At 71.4% G+C, this 22,035-nt stretch carries 18 protein-coding genes; 7 read left to right on the top strand and 11 right to left on the bottom strand.

Translation table 11 applies throughout. The annotated features are described in order from the left end of the window. Window positions 1–69 precede the first annotated feature (69 nt). Genes AB0G50_RS27535 through AB0G50_RS27520 form a run of 4 tightly spaced genes read left to right on the top strand, consistent with a single transcriptional unit; the run spans window position 70 to window position 4,776 of the window. Window positions 70–981 carry a tryptophan 2,3-dioxygenase family protein gene (locus tag AB0G50_RS27535; RefSeq protein ID WP_360113745.1) on the top strand — a complete coding sequence of 304 codons (912 nt, stop codon included), beginning with the start codon at window positions 70–72 and terminating at the stop codon, window positions 979–981. Between the two features lie 29 nt (window positions 982–1,010). After that, the gene (locus AB0G50_RS27530; protein ID WP_360113743.1) at window positions 1,011–1,922 is read left to right on the top strand and encodes an alpha/beta hydrolase; all 912 of its coding nucleotides are present in this window, start codon (window positions 1,011–1,013) and stop codon (window positions 1,920–1,922) included. Window positions 1,923–1,942: 20 nt separating this feature from the next. Beyond that, window positions 1,943–3,535, top strand: coding sequence for a tryptophan halogenase family protein (locus AB0G50_RS27525; RefSeq protein ID WP_360113741.1), 1,593 nt, complete (start codon window positions 1,943–1,945; stop codon window positions 3,533–3,535). 11 nt (window positions 3,536–3,546) lie between these two features. After that, window positions 3,547–4,776: a cation:proton antiporter gene (locus AB0G50_RS27520; protein ID WP_360113739.1), complete on the top strand. Its 1,230-nt coding sequence runs from the start codon at window positions 3,547–3,549 to the stop codon at window positions 4,774–4,776. Window positions 4,777–4,886: 110 nt separating this feature from the next. Here AB0G50_RS27520 and AB0G50_RS27515 read toward each other — a convergent pair whose 3' ends face one another. After that, window positions 4,887–6,167, bottom strand: coding sequence for a helix-turn-helix domain-containing protein (locus AB0G50_RS27515; RefSeq protein WP_360113737.1), 1,281 nt, complete (start codon window positions 6,165–6,167; stop codon window positions 4,887–4,889). Then, entirely contained in the window at window positions 6,164–6,667 is a 504-nt protein-coding gene (locus AB0G50_RS27510) for a flavin reductase family protein (RefSeq protein ID WP_360113735.1), read from the bottom strand. Before AB0G50_RS27510 ends, AB0G50_RS27515 begins: the two co-directional genes overlap by 4 nt. A 363-nt stretch (window positions 6,668–7,030) precedes the next feature. Between AB0G50_RS27510 and AB0G50_RS27505 the strand changes: the two genes are divergently transcribed. Next, entirely contained in the window at window positions 7,031–8,683 is a 1,653-nt protein-coding gene (locus tag AB0G50_RS27505; RefSeq protein ID WP_360113733.1) for a condensation domain-containing protein, read from the top strand. 38 nt (window positions 8,684–8,721) lie between these two features. Further along, entirely contained in the window at window positions 8,722–9,336 is a 615-nt protein-coding gene (locus AB0G50_RS27500) for a response regulator transcription factor (protein ID WP_360113731.1), read from the top strand. 24 nt (window positions 9,337–9,360) lie between these two features. On the opposite strand, the gene AB0G50_RS27495 is transcribed toward AB0G50_RS27500, so the two are convergent. Both AB0G50_RS27495 and AB0G50_RS27490 read right to left on the bottom strand, forming a co-directional pair. Next, complete coding sequence (locus tag AB0G50_RS27495) at window positions 9,361–10,287, bottom strand: ornithine carbamoyltransferase (protein WP_360113730.1); 927 nt, start codon at window positions 10,285–10,287, stop codon at window positions 9,361–9,363. Window positions 10,288–10,309: 22 nt separating this feature from the next. Continuing rightward, window positions 10,310–11,836 (bottom strand): amino acid adenylation domain-containing protein, encoded by a 1,527-nt coding sequence (locus AB0G50_RS27490; RefSeq protein ID WP_360113728.1) that lies wholly within the window; start codon window positions 11,834–11,836, stop codon window positions 10,310–10,312. A gap of 306 nt (window positions 11,837–12,142) precedes the next feature. On the opposite strand from AB0G50_RS27490, the gene AB0G50_RS27485 reads away from it, so the two are divergent. Next, a complete protein-coding gene (locus AB0G50_RS27485; RefSeq protein ID WP_360113726.1) occupies window positions 12,143–12,364 on the top strand; it encodes a hypothetical protein in 222 nt (73 codons plus the stop codon). A gap of 52 nt (window positions 12,365–12,416) precedes the next feature. Here AB0G50_RS27485 and AB0G50_RS27480 read toward each other — a convergent pair whose 3' ends face one another. From AB0G50_RS27480 to AB0G50_RS27450, 7 genes are all read right to left on the bottom strand, one after another. Then, window positions 12,417–14,159, bottom strand: coding sequence for a VWD domain-containing protein (locus tag AB0G50_RS27480; protein WP_360113724.1), 1,743 nt, complete (start codon window positions 14,157–14,159; stop codon window positions 12,417–12,419). Window positions 14,160–14,316: 157 nt separating this feature from the next. Beyond that, a complete protein-coding gene (locus tag AB0G50_RS27475) occupies window positions 14,317–14,937 on the bottom strand; it encodes a response regulator transcription factor (RefSeq protein ID WP_360113722.1) in 621 nt (206 codons plus the stop codon). Beyond that, window positions 14,934–16,037 (bottom strand): ATP-binding protein, encoded by a 1,104-nt coding sequence (locus AB0G50_RS27470; RefSeq protein WP_360113720.1) that lies wholly within the window; start codon window positions 16,035–16,037, stop codon window positions 14,934–14,936. Before AB0G50_RS27470 ends, AB0G50_RS27475 begins: the two co-directional genes overlap by 4 nt. 33 nt (window positions 16,038–16,070) lie before the next feature. Then, window positions 16,071–17,267 carry a fibronectin type III domain-containing protein gene (locus tag AB0G50_RS27465; RefSeq protein ID WP_360113718.1) on the bottom strand — a complete coding sequence of 399 codons (1,197 nt, stop codon included), beginning with the start codon at window positions 17,265–17,267 and terminating at the stop codon, window positions 16,071–16,073. A 55-nt stretch (window positions 17,268–17,322) separates the two neighbouring features. Continuing rightward, a complete protein-coding gene (locus AB0G50_RS27460; RefSeq protein ID WP_360113716.1) occupies window positions 17,323–18,126 on the bottom strand; it encodes an MBL fold metallo-hydrolase in 804 nt (267 codons plus the stop codon). Between the two features lie 115 nt (window positions 18,127–18,241). Then, complete coding sequence (locus AB0G50_RS27455) at window positions 18,242–19,852, bottom strand: hypothetical protein (RefSeq protein WP_360113715.1); 1,611 nt, start codon at window positions 19,850–19,852, stop codon at window positions 18,242–18,244. Continuing rightward, a complete protein-coding gene (locus AB0G50_RS27450; protein WP_360113713.1) occupies window positions 19,849–21,816 on the bottom strand; it encodes a hypothetical protein in 1,968 nt (655 codons plus the stop codon). The genes AB0G50_RS27455 and AB0G50_RS27450 overlap by 4 nt, the downstream gene beginning before the upstream one ends. Window positions 21,817–22,035: the final 219 nt, after the last annotated feature.

The following is a 22,035-nucleotide window of genomic DNA, read 5'->3' as shown; positions in this document are numbered from 1 at the left end:
GCCTTTTCGGGGTGTGTTCGACGGCTACGGTCGGATTCCACGGATCGTCCGGACCCTAGGAGAACCGCAGTGGCTTTTGAGCCGGTTGGTCGCGCCCGTCCGTTCGAGCCGAGTTCCGAGGTCGACCGGAGTGAGCGCGCTCAACGCAACGGTGGACTGCCCCAACTCGATTTCGGGCAGGGCAGCGGTGCGGGGCCGAGCACGCCGTTCATCGACTACCTCCACCTCGACGTTCTGCTCCAGTTGCAGCACCCGCGGACCGGGGAACCGGCGGAAGCCTCGTTCCTGGTGCTCGGGCAGATCCACGAACTGCTGTTCACGACGTTGTTCTCCGAAGTCGACCGCGCGCGGGACCTGCTCCTGCTGGACCGCCTGCCCGACGCCGTCCACCGCCTGCACCGCGTCGAACGCCACCTGCGGCTGCTCGAGGCCACGTGGGAACCCCTGAGCGTGATCACGCCCGACGAGTTCACGTACTTCCGCGATCAGCTCGGAGTCGCGTCGGGGGTCCAGTCCTTCACCTTCCGGCAGCTCGAATTCGTGCTCGGCAACAAATCGCGGCGGATGGCCGAGGCGCACCGGCCCGTGCCGTGGGCGTACGAACGGGTCGATCGCGCACTGCGCGCGCCGAGCGTCTACGACGCGGGCCTCCGAGTGTTGTCGAAGCACGGTCCGACATTGCCTCCGGAATGCCTCGACTACGACTACGCGGACGAATACCGGCCGCAGCAGGAAGTGGAGGACGCCTGGGCCGAGGTCTACCGGGAACCGGACCGGTACCGGTCGCTGCACGTCCTGGCCGAGGCGCTCGTGGACGTCAGCTTCCGCTACACCTGCTGGCACGACCGCCACGTGCTCACCGTCGAGCGGTTGATGGGTTCCAAGCCGGGCAGCGGTGGTTCCGACGGGGTGCGTTGGCTCCGCTCGGGCCCGCGGCCCCGGTACTTCCCCGAGCTCTGGTCGGCCCGCTCCGCCCTCTGATCCCTCCCCGCTCGTGAAACGAGATGTCGGTGTCCTCAGAACCGCTCGTCTACCGCACCTTCGACCAGCGCGAACTGGATCGCGAGTACTCGCCGAGTTCGCGGGTCGAGGACCTCCCGGCACTCCTGCGCGACTACGCCGAGGCCAGCGCCGCCGTGCGCGAGGCACTCGAGGTGCGCACCGACCTGGCCTACGGCCCGGGCGCGGCGGAGCGGCTGGACTTCTTCCCCTCCACCGAACCCGGCGCGCCGCTCCAGGTGTTCGTGCACGGCGGTTACTGGCAGGAACTCGGCAAGGACTCCGCGGCGTTCGCGGCCGAGGGGTTCGTCGCGGCCGGCGCCGCGTTCGCGGCGGTCGGCTACGGGCTGGCTCCCGAACACCACCTGGACACGATCGTCGACCAGGTCCGGCGCGCCCTGTGGTGGCTCGTCGGCCACGCCGAGGAGCTGGGCGTGGATCCGCGTCGGGTCCACGTGAGCGGTCACTGCGCCGGCGCCCAGCTGGTCGCGATGGCACTGCTGCGGCCCGCTCCGCCCGGAAAGCCCGAACCGGCCGACGTCTTCGCGGGCGCGACGTTGCTCAGCGGGGTGTACGACCTGCTGCCCGTTCGCCGGTCCTACGTCAACGACGCGCTCGGCCTGGACGACGACGCCGCGGTGCGCAACAGCCCGATCCGGTTGCTGGGCAACAGGTTGCCGCCTCTCGTCGTCGCCAGGGGAGGAGTGGAGACCAGCGAGTTCGCGAGGCAGCACGACGACTTCGCCCGGGCGGCCGTCGGCCGCTCGCCGCGGGTGAAACAGCTCGTGATCGACCACCGGAACCACTTCGACCTGCCGTTCGACCTGGCCGACCCGGCCACTGCGCTCGGCCGGGTGGTCCTGGGTGAAATGAGGCTCGTGAGGCCCGCCTCGGAGCCGGAGAACTCCCCCACGTTCGCCTAGATCACTGGAGTTGCTCGGACATGACGGACAAGCGGATCAAGAACGTAGTCGTGCTCGGCGGCGGTACCGCCGGCTGGATGGCCGCTTCCTACCTGGGCAAGGCGCTCGGGCCGGCGGTGACCATCACCGTGCTGGAAGCGCCTTCGATACCGAAGATCGGCGTCGGCGAGGCGACCGTGCCCAACCTGCACAAGACGTTCTTCGACTTCCTCGGCATCGCCGAGGAGGAGTGGATGCGTGAGTGCAACGCCAGCTTCAAGATGGGCATCAAGTTCCTCAACTGGCGCACGCCCGGCGTCGGCGAGGCGACCGGCAGGCCCTACCGGGGCACGACCGACCACTTCTACCACCTGTTCGGCCTGCTGCCGAACCACGAGAACCGGCCGCTGTCGCACTACTGGACGCACAAGGTGCTCGACGGCCAGACCGACGAGCCGTTCGACTACGCGTGCTACCGCGAGGGGCCGATCATGGATCGGAAGCTCTCGCCGGTGTTCCTGGACGGCACGAAGTGGACGAACTACGCCTGGCACTTCGACGCCAACCTGGTGGCGGACTTCCTGCGTCGGTTCGCGTGCACCAAGCAGGGCGCCGTCCACCTCGAGGGCAAGATGACCGAGGCCGTGATCGACCAGCGCGGCCACGTGTCCGCCCTCAGGACCGAGGACGGCCGCACCGTCGAGGGCGACCTGTTCGTCGACTGCTCCGGGTTCCGCGGGTTGCTCATCAACCAGGCGATGAGGGAACCGTTCCTGGACATGAGCGACCACCTGCTCAACGACAGCGCCGTGGCCGCCCAGGTGCCCCACGCCGACGAGGTCGAGGGTGTCGAGCCCTACACCTCCGCGATCGCGATGTCGTCCGGCTGGACCTGGAAGATCCCGATGCTCGGCCGTTTCGGCACCGGTTACGTGTTCTCCTCGCGGTTCCAGTCCCGGGACGCCGCGACGCTGGAGTTCTGCTCCATGTGGGGCCTGGACCCGGAGAACACCCCGCTGAACCAGGTGAAGTTCCGCGTCGGGCGCAACCGGCGGGCCTGGGTGAAGAACGTCGTGTCGATCGGCCTGGCGTCGTGCTTCCTGGAGCCGTTGGAATCCACCGGCATCTACTTCATCACGGCGGCGCTGTACCAGTTGGCCAAGCACTTCCCCGACAAGAACTTCGCGCCGATCCTGGCCGACCGCTTCAACGCCGAGATCGAGACCATGTTCGACGACTCGCGGGACTTCGTGCAGGGGCACTTCAGCCTGGCGCCCCGCGACGACACGCCGTTCTGGCAGGCGTGCAAGACGCTGGAACTGGCGCCTGAGTTCGAGGAGAAGGTCCGGATGTACCGGGCCGGCCTCGCGGTGAACATGCCGGTGACGGACGAGACGACCTACTACGGGAACTTCGAGGCGGAGTTCCGCAACTTCTGGAACAACTCCAACTTCTACTGCATCTTCGCCGGACTGGGGTTCCTGCCCGACCACGCGCTGCCCGCGCTGGCGGCTCGACCCGACGTGCTCGGGTCCGCCGAGCCCGCGTTCGCGGAGATCAAGCGCAAGCAGCGCGAGCTGCTGGGAAGTCTGCCCTCGACGCACGACTACCTGCGCCGACTCCACCGCCGCTGATGGTGGCCGTCGTGGCGCACGTCGCCCTCGTGGTCCTCGCCGTGCTGCTCGTGGCACAGGCGGGTCGGGTCGCCGCGCGGGTCCTCGGTCAGCCGCCGGTGATCGGCGAGATCGTCGTAGGGCTGCTGCTGGCACCCGCGGTGCTCCTGGTCGGCGGCGAGCCCGCGCTGGAGGTGGTGTTGCCGGACCAGGTCCTCGACCTGGTGAAGGTCGTCGCCGACGCCGGGCTCGCCCTCTTCCTGGTCGGCCTGGCCGGGGAAACGGGTGCCCGCCGGACGACCGGTGGGGCGCGGTCGGTCGTCTGGCTCACCGCGTGCTCGCTGGTGCCGGCGTTGGCGGTCGGAGCGGGGTTGGCGCTCTGGGTCACCGGGCTGGGCGACCAGGGGTTGCGGGGCGAGGCGTCCGCCGGCTCGTTCGTCCTGTTCATGGCCGTGGCGACGGCGATCACCGCCGTGCCGGTGCTGGCCCGGATCCTCGTGGACCGCGACCTGATGTCGTCGGACGTGGGGAGGTTGGCGCTCACCTCGGCCGTCACCATGGACGTGGTGTGCTACCTGCTGCTGTCCCTCGCGCTGGGACTGCGCGCGGGCAGCCTTCTGGGTGCCGTTCGCGAGATCCTCGCGATGGCGGTCGCGGGTGTCACGGCGATGCTGGTGCGGCGCGTGCTCCGAGGCGACCGGATCACCGGGTTCGTGGCCACGCGTCCCCTGGCGGCGGCCGCGGCGGTCGCCGTCGGCGCGATCGGGGCGGCCGTGGTGAGCAGGCAGGTCGGCTTGACGACGATCTTCGGTGCGGTCGTCGCCGGGTTCGCGGTCCCCGTCGACCGGGAACCTTGGCGACGAGCGGTCGAGTCGGTCGCGCGGTTCGGCCGGTCCCTGGTCCCGGTGTTCTTCGTGACCGCCGGGATGTCGACCGTGGCGGGCGGGCAGGGTGGCGTGCGCTGGCTGCCCGCGGTGGTGATCGGGGTGTCCGCCGTGCTGGTCAAGATCGGCGGCGGCTACCTCGGATCGCGCCTCGGCGGATCACCGCCCGCGAGTTCCTGGCGCGTCGGGGTGTTGATGAACACCAAGGGGCTCACCGAGTTGGTCGTGCTCCAGCTGGGCCTGGGCGCGGGCATCATCACGGGTTCGCTCTTCGTCGCGCTGCTGCTGATGGCGGTCGTCGCCACGGCACTCACCCAACCGCTCCTGTCCCTTGTGGACCTCGTCGATCGGCGACGTGCCGTGGCCGGGCACTCCTAGTCCCGACGTCGGTGGCACGAGAGCCTCCCCCGGTGGTGGTGGACCGGGTGATCACCGCCGGGGGGAAGGGCAGCGCGACCCGCTGCTCCTTCCCCCGGGCGACACCCCGCTCAGCGCAGCCTGGTGGCCCGAACCAGGTTGAGGACGGAGAAGCGGACCGTGGTCGAGGTCTCGACCCTCCGCACCAGACCGCGCAGCAGCAGCCGGCGGACGTCCGGGGAGACCTCGGCCACCCGACGACCGAGGTGTTCGGCGACGTCGAACACCGACCACCGGCCGCCCAGCTCCACCAGGTTCTCGAGCAGACGCCGTTCGTCCGGCCCGAGCGCGGCGACGGCGGAGTCCATCCCCTCCAGCGGGGCCTTGCCCTCCGACGTGTCCGGGACGCCGCCCAGCGTGCGCACGTCCTGTTCCACCAGGTCCGACAACTGCCCCGGCGAGTACACCAGGCTCCACTGCCCGACCATGGTCAGCATGTCGGGCAGACCGTCGAGCTGCCGGCAGAGCTCGGCGATCGCCGGCGCGGTGTCCGGGGTCAGGTTCAGCCCCGGCCCGACCTGGTTCGTGTGCTGCAACAGGAGCCGGACCGAGTCGACCTCGGCCAGCCTGGCGAGATCGGCCTCGTCGCCCTCGGAGGGCACGCTGAGCGGCCCGAGGGGGAACACCAGATCCGGTCCCGGATCTCCCACCTCCCGCTTGGTGACGAGCACCTGGAGCTGGGGGAGAAGGGCCAGCAGTTCCAGGATCCTGGACGTCGGCACGGTCCTGTCCCAGCCGTCCAGCACCAGCAGCGCGTCGCGCGGGCCGACCGTCTTGGCCGCGAGCCCCAGGTCGAAATCCGGCTTCACCAGCAGTTCGGCCAGCTGTGCGCTGAGCAGGCTCGCCAGGCTGCCGAGCCCGGCGGTGGTGCCGTCGTCCACCGGGTTGTCCGCCAGCCACAGCACCGAGAACCGGTGCTGCCGGTGCATGGTCGCGGCCACCTCCTGGGCCAGGAGGCTCTTGCCCACGCCACCGAGACCCACCACGGTCACCCACCGGTGCCTCCGCAGGCGCAGCAGGTCGACCAGGGTGTGGAACTCCTGGTCCCGGCCGACCATCGCGCGGGTGATCACCGGCGGCACGATGGCGCCCCCGTCGTGCGCGGCCTGGAGTTCGCTGTCGGTCACGTGCCTGCCCGCGGTGACCTCGAGGCGGACCCGCTTCGACCACTCGAGCCGCAGGCCGTCGGCGAGCAGCCGGACGGTGTCCCGGCGCGGCCTGGTGGCGTGACCCAACTCCAGGTCCCGGATCGCCCGCACGCTCAACGTGCTCAGGTCCGCGAGCTGTTGCTGGGTCAAGCCGGTGGAGGTCCGGTAGCGCCGCAACAAGGTGCCGAAGTCGTGGTTCGTCACCGCGGCCCACCGTCCTGGTCGGCCCGCGCGGGAGCGGCCGCGGCGTCGAGGTCGGTCGTGGGCCAGGACGAGAACTTGCGGAGCCCGTACAGCAGCGGGACGCCGGTCCGGTGGCGGATTTCCCGGACCTCGCCGAACACCACCGTGTGGTCGCCCATCTCCACCGTGCGCCGCAACCTGCACCCCGCCGTCGCGAAGGCGTCGTCCAGCAGTCTCGGCAGGCCGTCCTGCCCCCACGCCGACCAGCGGATCTTGGTGAACTTGTCCGCCGCGGGCGCGGCGAACAACCTGGCCGCACCACGACCGCTCGCCCGCAGCAGGTTCACCGCGAAACGGCCGGAGTTGACCACGGCGTCGAGCGTCCTGCCCTCGCGGAGGCAGACGAGCAGCACCAGCGGGGCGAGCGACACGCTCGCCAGCGACGAGCAGGTCGCGCCGACGGGTTGGTCGTCGTCGCCGTTCGCGGTGACCACGGCCACCCCGGTGGGAAAGGCGCTCATCAGGTCGAGGAACTCCCCTTCCGTGGGCGCGGGAGGTGAAGTCAGGTCGTCCGGTCGCATCGATCGTCCCCCTTGAATCCCATGACGTGGTGCCCGGTTCCGCACTTCGGGCGTTTTCGGCGGCGTTTTCGACGTCCCCCGTCGATGTCGTCGTCCGGCATGGTGCTGCGCCCCGCTATCCGCCGGGATCCGTTCTGCTACTCGCGCGCTCGCCACCGGCGCCCGGCCGCTACTCGGCCCGCCGGCGGCAGTCGGGGAGGCGGGGCGGAGGCAGGTCGCGCCGGGAACGCCCGGACGCCGATTGCCCCGTGATGTCATCCACCCACCGCCGAAACGGCCCTCGACACGGGAATGGAGGACGACATGGGCGCTTCGCCGATCGAGGATGTGCTCCCGCTCGTGCCGCTACAGGAAGGCCTGTGGTTCCACGCCACCTACAACCCGGAGGACGACGACGTCTACGTCGGTCTCTGCGTCCTGGCGCTGGACGGTCCGCTCGACGCCGCCGTCCTGCGCTCCTCCCTGGAGGTCATGCTGCGCAGGTACCCCAACCTGCGGGCGTCGTTCGTGCAGCGCGCTTCCGGCGAGCTGATCCAGGTCATCACCCGGAACAGCGCGCTCCCGTGGGAGGAGGTGGACCTCACCCCGCTCCCCGCGGACGCGGTGGCGGACGAACTCGACCGCGTCGTGGCCGTGCGGGCGCGTGGGCGGTTCGACCTGGCGCGGGGGCCGCTGATGGGGTTCACGCTGGTGAAGACCGGACCCGAGGCCCACCGGCTCGTCATCAGGTTCCACCACATCCTCTGGGACGGCTGGTCCTCGTCGCTGTTCCTCAGCGGTCTGTTCGCCTGCTACCGGTCGGGCGGCACCGACGTCGGCCTGCCGATCGCGCGCGACTACCGCGACTACCTCCGCTGGCTCGCGACGAAGAACCTCGACGACTCCGAGGAGGCGTGGCGGAAGGCGCTGAGCGGACTGGCCGGTCCCACGCTGGTGGCCGGAACCCGGTTGCCGCACGGCGGCGCCGCCCAGGAGCAGCTGGAGCTGCGGATGACCCGGGCCGACAGCGAACGCCTCGTCGCGTTCGCGAGGGCACACGACGTCACCCTCAACACCGCCGTGCAGGCCGCGTGGGCCGTGCTCCTGGCCCGGCGGACGGGCGTTTCGGATGTCACGTTCGGCGCGACGGTGTCCGGTCGACCGATCGAGCTCGACGGCGTCGAGGACATGATCGGGCTGTTCGTCAACACGATCCCGGTGCGGGTCCGCGTCACCCCGGAGCAGTCCGTGCCCGAGTTCCTGCGCGAGGTGCGGGATGGTCAGCTGGAGGTCGTGGAGCACCACCACGTCCCGCTGAGCCGCATCCAGCGGTGGGTGGGCGTCGGTCCGCTGTTCGACACGGCGGTGACGTTCCAGAACTACCCCGACGAGTTCGAGGGTCTCCTGGTGGACGGCGATCTGCGGGTGTCCGTCGTCTCCGCGCGGGAGCGGACCCACCTGCCGTTGACGTTGCAGGTCGAACCGGGCGAGGAGATCCGGCTCGAGGTGAACTACCGGCCCGACGTCCTGCGCACCCCTGTCGTGGAGGAACTCGTGGCCTTCCTGCGCACCGTGCTGGTCGACCTGGCGGACGGGGCGCAACGCCCGGTCGGCGCGCTGGCCGCGTCCTCGCCGGCCACGGGACGCGGAGCCGCCGACGAGGCGGACCGGGTGGCACCGCGGGCCGATGCCGACTCCGGGCCCGCGGCGGTGCCGCGCTCGAGGTGGGAGGACACCCTGTGCGGGCTGTTCGCCGACATCCTCGGGGTTCCGGCGGTGGGTGTCGACGACGACTTCTTCGCACTGGGCGGTGACTCGCTGCACGCCATCCGGCTCACCAGCAGGATTCGCGCGAGCCTGGGGCGCGACGTGCGGACCCACCACGTCTTCGACGTTCCGACGGCGAGCGGACTGGCGGTGCTGCTCGAAGGCCTGCCGCCCGGTCGGGCACCGCTGCGACCGACCCGTCACCCGTGACCGGGTCGGACACCGCCGTCCCGGAGCGAGGGGGCGAGGTGCGGGTTCTCCTGTGCCACCAGGACAGGGCGGTCCGGGTCATGGTGCGGGACCTGCTCGCGGCGGTGCCCGACGTCCGGGTGCTCGGGGACGTCGACGCGGCGGAGAACGCGGTCGGGAGGATCGCCTCCGCGGCGCCGGACGTGGTGCTCGTGGACGGGGGTGCGGCCGGGCAGCGCATCCTGCGGGAGACGGAGCCGGGTACGAAGGGGCTCGTGCTCATGGAACACCCGGATTCCGTCGTCGACGCCGTCCGCGCGGGTGCCCGGGGGTTCCTCCTGTCGTCCTGCGACGGCCGTGAACTCCAGTGGGCGATCAAGGCGGTCGCCCGGAGCGAGGCGTACCTGGCGCCACCGATCGCGCACCGCCTGCTGAAGCAGATGGTTCCGGACGGGCGGTGGGCGGGACGGGCGGAGCTCCCCGAGTCCCTCACCCGTCGGGAACGCGAGGTCCTGGGGCTCGTCGCGGGCGGGCTCAGCAACGTGGAGGTGGCCGGGAGCCTCGTCGTCAGCATCGCCACGGTGAAGTTCCACGTGTCCAACCTGCTCGGCAAGCTGGGGTTGCGGGACCGGGTCCAACTCGCCGTCTACGCCCACCGCTTCCGGCAGTCCTGACCCGCGTCCCGCAGCCGGCGCCCGCTACGGCCGCCGGTCGAGCACGCACCACTCCAGCACCGACATGGCGGAGGTCATCTTGTGGTAGGCCTGCCGCCAGGCCAGGCTTCGCGGTCCGTCCAGGACCTCGTCGGTGACCTCCTGACCCCGCACGGCCGGGAGGTCGTGGAGCAGGACGGTGTGCGACTCGCCCACCCGGTCGAGGAGGGCGCGGTCGACCTGGAACCCGCGGAACGCGTCCAGCCACCGCGGATCCGCCTTGGGCACGCCCATCTGCTGCCAGCGACTGGTGTAGACGGCGTCGAACTTCCCGGTGAGGTCCTCGACGGCGTCGAGGTGGGTGGTGGTCGACCGCCCGGCGGAGAGTTCGTCGGCCACGTCCACGACGGCCTTGGGGATGCCGTACCCGGGCGGGCACAGCACGGTGAGCCGGAGGTCCGGGAGGTGGGCGGCGGCGAGCAGCAGGGCCGACGCGGAGCTGTTGCCCTCGCCGACGTAGAGCAGGTTCAGGCCCGACAGGTCGCCGAACCGCTCCTCCAGCGCGGCGAGGTCCGCCACGGCCTGGGTGGGGTGCTCGTCCGCGCTCAGCGCGTTGACGACCGCGAGGTCGTCGCGGGAACCGAGGACCCGGGTGTGCTCGACGGGGCCGTTGGTTCGGACGACCAGCGCGTCCAGGTACAGGGAGAGCACCCGGGCCGTGTCCGAGAGCAGTTCGCCGGTGGTGAGCTGAAGGTCGTCGAAGCCCGAGGTGATCACGTCGGCGCCCAACCTCGTGGCGGCGCGCCAGAACGAGGTTCGGGTGCGGGTCGAGGCCTTGCTGAAGTAGATGCCCACCGCTCGACCCGTGAGCACCCGGTCGACATCCGGGTTCGCGGCGATGCGGACCGCGCGGGTCACCAGGCCCTGCAAGGTCGTCGGGGTGATGTCACCCAAGGAGATGAGATTGCGCACGACGTCGTCCTTTCTCTGCGGCCTACTCGCTGCTCCGTGGCGACAGCGCGAGCGCGCGTTGGTCCAGCTTTCCGTTGGGTGTCAGCGGCAGTGAGTCCACCGCGACGAAGGAGGAGGGCACCATGTGCGCCGGAAGCCGATCGGCGAGGTGCGCCCGCAGCGCCGCGGCGTCGAGCCCGCGGCTCCCGGAGAGGACGACGTAGCCGACGAGCTGCCTGGCCTCCGACAGGACGACCGCGGCGTGCCGCACGGAGACGTGGTCGCGCAGCGCCGCCACCACCTCGCCCGGCTCGACCCGGAACCCGCGGATCTTGACCTGGTCGTCCGCGCGACCGGCGAACGTGATCCGATCGCGGTCGACCCGCGTGGCGAGGTCCCCGGTCCGGTACATCCGGCTGCCCGGCGGCCCGAAGGGGTCGGGGACGAACCGCTCCGCGGTCAGCGCCGATCGGCCGAGGTAGCCGCGCGCCACCTGGCTGCCCGCCACGTAGAGCTCCCCGACCGCGTGCCGCTCGGTGGGCTCGAGGTCGTGGTCCAGGACGTACATGGCGGAGTCGCCGGTCGGTCCGCCGAGGGTCAAGCCCGCGACCCGGCTGCCCGGCGCGAACACCTCGTAGCCGCAGAAGACCGTCGTCTCCGTCGGCCCGTAGGCGTGGACCACGGTGGTCCGGGGGCAGTGGTCGAGCACGTGCCGCAACGCGGCGGTCGACAGCACGTCGCCACCGGTCCAGACCTCCGCGAGATGTCCGAGGCTGTCGACCTCCTCGTCCGCCATGACCTCGAACAGCGCCGTGGTGAAGTACGCGGCGGTGACGCCGTTCGCGACGATCGCCTCCCCGAGTTCGGCGAGGTCCAGCCGCGTTCCCGGCAGGATGACGACCCGGCCTCCGCGCAGGAGCGGAACCCACAGCTCGTAGGTGGAGGAGTCGAAGGTGGTCGGGGAGTAGTGCACGACGGTGAGGTGGTGCCCGTTGTCCCAGTGGGGGTCGAGCACCAACCCGGTGATGTTGCGGTGCGAGATGCCGACGCCCTTCGGGGTTCCGGTGGAGCCGGAGGTGAACATGACGTAGGCGAGCTGGTCCGGGTGGACGGCCAGGTCGGGCCCGGTGTCCGGGAACCGCGGCTCGGCGAGGAACGCGACGACGTCGATCACCGGAGCGCCGCCGGCGAGGCGGTCCGCGACCTCGTCGCCCGCGGACAGCACCGCCGCGGGCGCCATCTCGGCCACCATCCAGTCGAGGCGGCCCAGCGGGAGTCGCGGGTCCAGCGGCAGGTACAGGCCACCCGCCTTGAGCACGGCCAGCAGCGAGATCACGTACTCGGGCGAGCGGTCCGCCAGGATGGCGACGGAGTCCTCCGGCCGCACACCGACGTCGATCAGCTTGTGCGCCAAGCGGTTCGCCGCGACCTCGACCTGTCCGTAGGTCAACTCGCGCGTGCCGCAGACCAGGGCGACGGCGTCGGGTGACTCCCCGGCGCGAGCCGAGAAGAGCTCGTGCAGCGTGTCCGGGACGAGGCCAGGTCGTTCCGAACCGGCAGCGTCGCCCATGTCAACCCCCGCGCCCTCGACGTGTTCCCCGCCCGGCGGAACCGGGGCTCAGGACGATGCTCCCGTGAGGAGGAGGCCGCGCCTACTCGTCGCGCGACTAGTTTTTCGGCACGCCGACCGCCCTCGGACCACCTCGGCGAGGTGCGCCCGTCGACCCGCTTCCGCCACGGAACCGGACGCGATCGGGCGCGGTGACCGGTGTGTGAAGCGGCGGAATGGCCGCTGTCCGGGGAGGTCCCACCGATCTACGGTCGGGTGGTGGGACGAGTCGGACGGCCTTGGGCGCCGAACAGGGGGTTGCGCGTGGTGAGGATCGTTGCGGTCGCTGTCGCGGTGGTGGGTGCGGTGCTGGTGCCGGGAACGGCGAACGCGAGCAGCTGGTGGGTCACCGACGGCTATTGGAACGACCAGGCCGAGTGCGTGGCGGAGAAGAACATGACGCGGACGCTGGGGTTCGTCGTCTCGCCGTTGGGGCAGGTGTGCCTGCACAACCAGCGTGGTTACTACTACCAGTACCTGGACAACTGACCACGCGGTGACCTCCGGGGACGGCCGGTGCGGCCGTCCCCGGAGTCGTCGGTCAGCGAGGCGGGTTCGCTCGGCAGCCGTGGGTCGGCGGGCAGGTCGGGCCCGGTGGCTCCGCGTGGTCGGGGTTGCCGTTGATGGGTGGCATCCGGCTCACGTAGGTCGCCGCGGCGCCGGTGCCCAGCACGGCCACGTCCAGCAGGCAGGCGTCGTACCACTCCTTCGCGATCCGGCCGTTCAGGCAGGTCCGCCACGCGGCGTCGCGGTAGGTGGTGGGGAGGTCCGCGGCGAAGTAGGGGTTCGGCGGGTTGGTCGAGGGGACCGCGGCGCAGAGGGCGAGCAGCGAACCGGTGGGGGAGATGCGCCAGCCGTCGCCGAAGTTGTAGTAGAGGTCCTCGAACGAGATCGGCGTGCGGTAGGTCGTCCTGCCGTCGCGGTCCCCGAGGAGTTCCGGGGTGTTCGGGTCGGGGGTGCCCATCAGGCCGCGCACCGGCACCGGCCAGGTCGGGAGGCCGATCTGGAGGTCGTTGTAGACCTGGCTGCCGACGGTGGTCGGGCGGAACCGGACGACGCGCTTGGCCGGGTCCGTCGCGGTGTACGTGGTGCCGTCGCGGCTGATCGTCACCCCGCCCTGGAGCGGCAGCGACTCGCCGGGTGCCAGTGTGACGGCGCTTCCGTTGACCAGCAGGCGGGTTCCGTCGCACAGGGCGATCCTGTTGTTGCCCATCCGGGTGCCGACCGACCGGTTGAGCGAGGTCAACGGCCACGGCTCGGCGGCGGGCGCCTTGCGGGTCTGCACCTCGAAGTCGGTGCCGACCTGGGCTTCCACGAAGTCGCCGGTGGCCTGGAAGTCGTAGCTCACCCCGCCGAACGTGAGTTCGTGGGTGTCGCCGACGGTCCACGCCGCGCCGCACGGGACGGGTGCCGCCCGTTCACCGGACGCCAGTCGCTTGACGCGGAGCTGGAGTCCCGGTTTCCCCTGGAGTCGCGCGGCTTTCCGGTCGAGGAAGGAGAGGTTGCTCGCCTCGCCGCTGGAGCTGGTGCTGTCGCACCCCGGCCGCTCCAGGCTGACGTACGAGTACTCCGTGCGGACGTCGAACTCCGTGCCGGTGTCGAACAGCGCCGTGCTCCCGTCGCCGTAGCCGAACACGTTGAACTCGGCCTTGTCCCAGGCCGGTCGGGCGTCGAACGTGCGCGCGCCCTTCACCTCCGTCGAGACGGTCCCGTTCGTGAACGTGACCTTGTCCTCGGCGGTCGAGAGGTCCACGGTCAACCGGTACCGCTCCGCGGTGGTGCTGCTGAACGGCATGCTCGCGATGGTCGGGCCGAGGTCCTTGCGGTAGCAGTTGCCGTCCCACACCGTCCAACCCTGGACGCAACCGCCCGGTGGCGACACGACCCAGTACTTGACGTACAGCCGACCGTTCACGCCGTCGTTGGCGAACCCGAACTCGACCCAGACCTGGCACTGCGCGGTCGAACCCGGGCACGGCGCCGAGAAGAGGTTGGTGTGCGCCTGGAACGAGTACGCGTCCACCACGTCCCCGGTCTTCACGCTGCCGAAGCTGACTTTGTTGTCGCCGTACACGGGGACGACGAACCAGGCCTGCACCTTGGAGATGGGCGCGGAACCGGGTGGTCGTACCGCCACGGCCCCCACGCCGCGTCCGATGAGTCGAGCGCTCACGTCGGTGGTCTGCGCGACCCCGGACTGCGCTCCCAACAACAGCAGCACCGCGATCAGGGCGGTGATGGTCGATCTGCGCTTCGCCCGACGTTTTCGTGGCAGGGATGTCATCGGCTTCCTTTCGTTCGCCGTGAGCCGGAGGAGAGGCAGGCGGCGGGCGCCTCCCCTCCGGCGGTCCATCGTGACCGGTGGCCGGGCGACCGATAAATGCCCGGTCCGACCCACGCCGAGTGGGTGCGCTTACCCATGCGGCGCGATCGGGTCCCGGTCAGTCGTGCAGGTCGCGGGCGATGCGGATCAGCTCGGACCGGCGGTGGTGGCCGGACTTGGCGCGGATGTTCTCCAGGTGCCGGTTCACGGTGCGCAGGGCGATGCCGAGGTCGTCGGCGATCTCCCGGTTGTCGTAGCCCTTGGCCAGGCAGCGCAGGACGTCGCGCTCGCGGTCGGTGAGCGGCGGGGTGTGGCCGTGGAGTTCGCCGACCAGGTGGGCGGCGAGTTCCGGGGGGATCACCGGCGCGGTCAGCACCGCCGTCACGGCCTCGTCCAGCTCGGCCGCGGTGGCCGCCTTGGTGATCCACCCGTGCGCGCCCGCGCGGATCGCGACCAGCACCTCCCGCGGAAGTGCCTGGGACAGCACGAGGATCCGCACGGCGGGTCGGTGCCGGCGCAGGTGCCGGATCACGTCGAGGCCGCTGTCACCCGCCAGCCGCAGGTCGACCACGGCCACGTCGACCGGCACCCGGTCGGCGAGCAGGCACGCGGTCCGCGCGTCCGCCGCCTCCGCCACGACGACCGCGCGCCCGCCGCGCTCGAGCCCGGCCCGGACACCGTCCCGGGTGACCGGGTGGTCGTCCACCACCAGCACCCGCACCGCTTCCTCCACGGTCACCCCTCCCCGACGTCCGCCGGCACCAGCAGTTCGACCTCGGTGCCCGCGCCGGGCCGGCTGCGGATGCGGACCCGGCCGCCGAGGCGTTCGACCCTGGCCCGGACGGACACCTCCAGGCCCAGCCCCGCGGTGTCCGCGGCCGCGAAACCGGCGCCGTCGTCGCGGACGGTCACGGTGACGTGCCCGGGTTCGCGCAGCACGGTGAGCCACACCTGGCGCGCGTCGGCGTGCTTGGCGACGTTGGTGAGCAGCTCGGCCACCGCCGCGCCGATCTCGGCGACGACCTCGCCGGGCAGCGGCACGGGTCCGGCGGCGACCAGGCGGACGGGCACGTCCTCGTGCCGCCGTGCCACCACCGCGAGCCGGTCGCGCAACGACGCCGCGCCGAGCGCCGGCCCGGCCGGGTCGGACCGCGCCAGTTCGCGCAGCACGACCTCCTGCCGGGCGATGTCCTCGGCGACGGCGGCGAGTCGCGGCCCGCCGGGCAGTTCACCGAGCCGCGCGCGCAGCCGGCCGAGGTCCTGCAACACGTCGTCGTGGATCCGGGCGGCGAGACGGTGGCGCTCGGCCAGCCGCGCGGCCCGCTCGCCGCTGCGGACGGCCTGCCGGTTGAGCAGGTCCACCTTGTCCGCCACCACGCCGACCACGCCGCCGAGCACCACGTACGACAGTCCCCACCCGACGGCGCTGAGCGCCTGGAGGAACGACAACCTCGTGACACCGTTGGCGGCGTAGGCGATCGGCAGCGTGAGACCGAGCACCACGCCCGCGAGGATCCCGCCGCGCAGCCGGTGCACCGCGCCCCACGCGGTGACCGCCGCGGTCGGGTAGATGCCCGCGAACGTCGGGTGGTCGGTCACCATCGCGAACGGCGGGTGCACGTAGCCCGACACGACGAGCAACGCCATCGCCACCCCGAGGTCGACGACCAGCGCCGGCACCGCCCGCCGCACGGCCGCGACGGTGAGCCACGCCGTCCAGCAGCCCACGACCAGCAGCGCCGCGCCCGCTTCGACCGGTCGGTCGATCTGGCCGCTGAGCAGCGCCACGACCACCATCCACCCGAACGCGAGCCAGCGCAGCGCCAGCACGAGCAGCATCAACTCGGGACGTCCCGCCCCGCGCCCGGCCACCTAACCCGCCCGCACGAGCACCCGGGCGGACGGCCAGGTGCAGGTGGACCGGCGCAGGAAGCGCTTGTCGCACGCGGCGACCTCGACCACGTACGCGACGCCCGGTCGCAGGTCGGTCAGGACGTACTCGTACCCGGCCGCCTCGCGCTGGGTGAACCGCCGGTCCGCCGGATGCTCCGGCCACCAGGAGACGTTGAACGCGTCGGCCTCGCCGTACTGCCACCCGATCCGGACGCCGCCGGGTTCGGCGCGCACGCTGGTGACGCACGGGCGGTCGGTCCGCGCGCACGGGCTGCCCACGTCGCGGACCACGGGCTGCCGCTGCCCGAGGAGGGCCTCGGCAGGCCCGCCCGGTGACCGGACCACGATCGAGCCGCCGTCGAAGTTCTGGAAGGCGGTGGTGTCGTCGGTGATCGACTCGAGCGGCCGGCCGAGCGGTCCCGTCGGGCCGCCGTGCGCGACCCACACCGCGAAGATGGCGGCGAGGATCAACACCGGCTCGCCCGCCGGCCCGAGGTAGAGGACGTTGTCCTGACCGTAGGGGGAGTGCTGCTCGGGCACGGTCCACGGGGTCGAGCGCAGGCCGGACGCGTCGACGCTCGTGTCACCGGCCGGGCAGCCGAGGCCCTCGGTCTCCCACCACCGGCGCACGGCCTGGTCGAGGGCGAACCGCGGGCAGTCCAGGCGCCGCGACCGTTCGAAGTCGACGGAGACGATCAGCATCGTGGCGGCCGAGATCGTGACCAGGAGCACGGCCACCGCGCGCACCGCCCTGATCCGCGGCGACCCGCGGGCCGGGCGCGCGTCGGGTTGCAACCGGACGAGCGCGCGGGCGTGTTGTCCTTGCCGCAGAACCCATCCCGCCACCAGCGGGAGGCACCCGGCCACCGCGCCGCTGAGCGCGACGACACCGTCCACCTCGGCCATCACGCACGCGAGCGCCGCCGTGCAGACGACCGCGAGCACCACCGCCCCGCCGTCCCGGATCGCGCGGGACCAGCGCGGCGCGGTCAGCCACTGCCGGGCCCAGTCGACGCTGGTGTCCCAGACGTCGTCGTCGGCGAACCGCCTGCCCCGCCTGGCGTCGCGCAGCACCGCCCTGCGCACCGCGAACCCGAGCTGCCACCAGGCGACCTGCGCCCCGAGGACCGCCGCGAGCACGCGGTGGCCCGTGCTCGACGGCCCGATCGACGCCACGGGGCCAAGTCTGGCGGTCCGCGCCACCCGACCGCACTCGCCCGGACGGCTGCTCCTACGCCTCGCCCCGCTGCGCGAGCCGCTCCCGCTGCCCCTCGTGCACCGAGCCGACCCACTCCCAACCGGGCTTGGCCGACGACCCGAGCCGCGGGTCGTCCGGGGTCCGGCCGTCGCGCAGGGCGTGCAGGTAGTCCCGGTCCAGGGCGATCCGCGCGCGCAGTTCGTCGGCGTCACCGACGGACCCGTGACCCGGAACGACGACGTCGACGTCGTCCGCCACGTCCTCGATCAGGCGCAGCGCGGAGAAGTAGTCCTCGAACGGGTCGACGGTGCCGTTCAGGTCGAGGATCGGGACCAGGACGTCGGACAGCAGGTCGCCCGCGACGAGCACCCGGCTTCGGGTGATCAGCAGCGCCGCGTGGCCGGGTGCGTGCGCCTGGTGCTCGACAATCCGGATTTCCTGGCCGTCCCAAGGAATTCGCGTGGCTTGGGCGGGCAACCCCGTGACGTCACCGAGCAGGTCCAGCGAGGCCTCCTCGGGAATCCCGAACCGCCGCGCGTCGATCCCGCCCGCGAGCCGTTCCTCGGCGGTCGCCGCGCAGCGCGCGGTGCTGTGCCGGGGAACGTCGCCGAGCGTCGCGTGCCAGAGCAGGTGATCCCAGTGCGGGTGCGTCGAGAACCCGGCGACCACGGTGCGGCCCAGCGTCGCCAGGTCGTCGCCGAGACAGACGATCTCCTGCTCGTGCACCCCGACGTCGACCAGCAGCACACCGTCCGCCGCGCCCTGGACCACCACGGCGTTGCTCTGGCAGAACACGCTCTCGTGGACGAGCACACCCTCGGCGACCTGCGTCAGCATCGTGCCCTCGTTCCGCTGAAGGAGTCCGTTCCGCGGCCACTATATGGAGGGCTTGATTCCTGTCAAGCTGGAATCGGCCCGACGGCACCGGCATCGAGGCGCCTCGGGCCGGTCCTCACTCCTTCAAGTTGCAGAGCTCGTCGCCAACCTTCCGCGCGGTCACCGGCCGTACTGTGCCATCGGATTGCAGGCACACCGGGACGGGCGCGTTCTGGTCGAGATCCTTGCGCTCTCCGTATTCGAAGTGGAATTTCCCGCCGGCGCCTTCGTAGGGTTTTGTCGAGGTGAACAGGCCTTTGCTGGAGTTGCCGACCGTCGTCAGACCGGGGATGGCCGACTGCATGCTGTCGTCCTGCTCGCCGCGGATCCACTGCGTCGCCACGTGCAGTGCGTCCCACGCCATCATGGCCCATCCGGTATTCAGGTCGCTCACGTGATCGGGCAACTGGTCCCGGAGTCTGGTGAGGCTCGGGTTGTCGGGACCGTCCGGATCGGCCAGCGGGGTGAACAACAATTTGACCTCTTTGTCCTGGAGGGCATCGTGGGCCTGCTGAACGCCCCAGGAGTGGACGGCGCTGTCTTCTCGGACGTCCATGCGCAGCACGGCTGCGTCGGACGCGCTGACCACGATCACCTTCTTCTCGCACTGCTTGTCGTGGAGCTTGACCAGCAGATCGCTCAAGTAGCGGGCTCGACCGGCGTAGAACAGCACTGCGGGGTTCTGGGAGCTATTGCACAGTCTGGTCACTATGCCGGCGAATCGACTGCCCAGTCGGTCGGCATCTTCGTCGTCGAAATCGAATGGATCCGTGCGTGTTTCCAGCTTTCCTCGAATGTGATCGGCGAGCGTCTGCGAGTAGGTGTCCTCCTTCTTTTTGCTGCGGACCACGACGCCCTTTTGCCAGGCTATGCCGACGTTTCCCAGGGCGGAGATCGAGTTATCGATCTGTTTAGTGTTGGCGAAGGCGGCTCGATAGAGGAGTGGTGTGGTGCCGAAGTTGTCCGCCGTGATGAGGTCGGCGACCATCGGGATGTCGGACTTCGACAGGCTATCGGTGGCGAGTTTGGTGTTCCCCTGGCTCAGCCCCAGTCCGACAACGGCCCTCAGCGGCACCGAATCTTCGTGCGCCATCGCGATCAGGTCTTCGACCACCCCCTCCCACCCGTCCCCCTCGGCACCCACGTGCGCGAGCACCAACTTGATCTTGGGGGCGAGCACCATCTTGTTGAGGTCCCTCTGGGCTGCCGCCAACCCCGCCAACTCGTGCACCACGCGAGGTCCCGAGAGCGGTGAGGTGAGGGGCGCCAGGAACGCCACCTTGACGTAGTCGCCGGTCACCTCGTCGTTCTGCTTCTTGATCTGCCCCAGGACCTCCCGGTAGCGCTGCCGGGTGGTGTCGCCGATCTCGTCGTCGGCGAACCCGCGGGAGAAGTCGTAGCCGCCGTCGCTGACGCCCACGCACTCCGACTCGGACCCCGTCGTCCAGCCGCGCAGGGTGACGCCCGGGTCGAAGCCGCCGCCGAAGCACAGTGCCGTCGGGGCCGCGACGACCGCCGAGGCCAGGGGGAGCAGGACCAGGCCGACCACCAGCAGTACCCGGACGGGCCTCGGCATCCGGTCCTGCGGCACGATGTCGCCCGCGAACCTGCGACGACGGCGTTCCCGCAACGCGATCAGGGCCACCCAGGCCAACAGCAGCAGGCCCGAGACGATCAAGGCGATCATTCCGCGTTTCCCAACCCTTCGTCCTGGTGCAGGTCCAGCCAGCGCCTGACCGATTCCCGGTGCTGCACGGCGATCGACACGAACTCGCTGTGGTCGTTGCGCGCCCGGTGTGCCACCAGCGGCATCTCGGTGCACACCACCGCGTGCTTGTCGGCCCGCCTGCCGATCGCGACCGGGTCGGTGCTGACCTGCCACGCCGTCAGCACCGCGGTGATCGCCCCGGTCAGCTCGTCCTCGGGCTGCCCCGCACAAGCGGACCGGGCACCGGGCGGTGGGATCGGGCAGTGCGCCAGCGAGCGCACCAGGGCGAGCCACTGCCTGCCGTCCCGCTCGCGCAGCAACGTAGTCAGCCACTCGACCACGGCGGGGACCTCGCCGCCTGCGAACCGGTGGTGCATCCGGTCCTCCTCGTGCTCCGCCCGGTCGGCGAGCAGCCCGAACACCGCGCGCCAGGAGTCGGCGGCGTCGGCGGGTCGCGCGGCGAGGTTCCGCAGCAGGAGCAGCCGCAGCAGCGGGTGCATCACCGGTGCGCCACCGGGTTCGCGCGGCGCCCAGTACGTCGTGGAGAACAGCGGTTCCTGCTCCTCGAACGAGGTGCCGATCATCCGGGAACCGGCGATCACGCCCGCCTCGTCGCGGTCGCGGGCCGCGGCGCAGGTGGTCAGGTCGTCGCGGAGCGCCTTCGGGAGGTGGGCCAGGAACATGTCGACGAGGAGGTCCGCGGCGGGTTTCGTCCGGGTTCGGGTCCGGTCGTGGGGTGGGCGTTCCGGCACGGCCATCGAGGCCGTCAGCAGGTCTTCCGGGTAGGCGACGTCGGGGCCGACCTTGAGCGCGGCCCGCATCAACAACGCCGTACCACCGGGGTGCCCGCGGGTCAGGCCGCGCAGCACGCGCACGACGCGGTGGCGGTGCTGGTGCGGGATGCCGATCTCCTCGGCCAGGGCGAGCATCTCCGGTTCGGTGAGGTCGCGCAGCGCCAGCGGCAACCACGGCCCGGTGATCTCGAGTCGGCCGGTGCGCACCCGTTCCACCGCGGCGGGGTCGCCGCCCGGCGCCTCGTCGGCGCCGATGCCCAACCAGTCGACCAGCGGGCCGTTGCTGGTCGCGATCACGGTGAGGTGGTCGTGCGGGTAGTCGCCTCCCGGCGCGTACCGGACGGCCTCCAGCGCGCGGAGGAACTCCAGGCCGGACTCGGTGTCGGCGGCGTCCAGCAGCACCACCGGGTCGACGGTCGTCCCGCGCCGCGCGGCGTGCCGGACGTCGGCCAGGAACGCGGCGGTGATCGTGCGGTCGACCTCGGCCTGGCCCTCCTCGCCGCCGTGGCGGCGCAACCTGTTGAGGGCGACCAGTTCGGTGATCGGATCGCGCTCGCGACCCCGGTCGCGGTGGCCGTACCAGTCGTGTCCCGCCAGCAGGGTGACCCGCCTGCCCCAGCGCGTCCGCGTGATGCCCTCGATGAGCGGTGGCACGACCTGCTTGGCCGCCTCGGCCGCGTCCGGCACCCCGGTCGTCTCCGGCAGGAGGGTCATCATCGCGCTGATCTGGTCGGCCAGCGTCGCCGAGTCCACCCGACCCAGCACCTGCCGCACCTGCCTGGTCGCCTCGGCGACGTTGCCGTCGTCCAGTTCCGCCTCGGTGACCAGTCGACCCACCAGGAACCGGGGGAACCGCCACCGGCGGGGACCGTGCCGGACGAGTTCGAACATCACGGTGGTGAGCAGGTCGAGCACCGACGGCGGACCGTCCGGGCCGGCCGCGGGCGCGTCGAGACGGACGTGCGGTTGGTCGGCGAGCTTCCGGTCCAGTTCGCCGAGCGCCGTGGTCTTCCCGGAGCCGCCGGGCCCGACCAGGATGAGCACGGGAGGGATCGTGCGCTCGCCGCGCCCCGCTCCCGCCACCGCGGGCGACCCGCGCACGATCAGGTTCGTCGCGATCTCCAGGACCGCTTCCTGCCCGTGTGCCATCTGCGCTGCCCGTCCGTTCCACCGTGGCGCAGGCACGTGTCCAAGCGACGACGAATCGCTTGCGCGCCAACGAGTCGACCCGCGTCGAGGTCATGATCGGTCCCGACGAGAGGGTCATCGAAGCAGGGGTCGCGGCGGGGTGACCCGGCTGCCGGCGGAATTCACCCGGGTGGACCAGGGATCGTGCGCGCGGTCCGCAATCGTGCGTGCGGTGTGAGG

It is taken from the genome of Actinosynnema sp. NPDC020468, assembly GCF_040642015.1.
Classification (GTDB): Bacteria; Actinomycetota; Actinomycetes; order Mycobacteriales; family Pseudonocardiaceae; genus Actinosynnema.
Note: the sequence above shows the minus strand (reverse complement) of the source record. Positions and strands in the feature narration are given on the sequence as shown.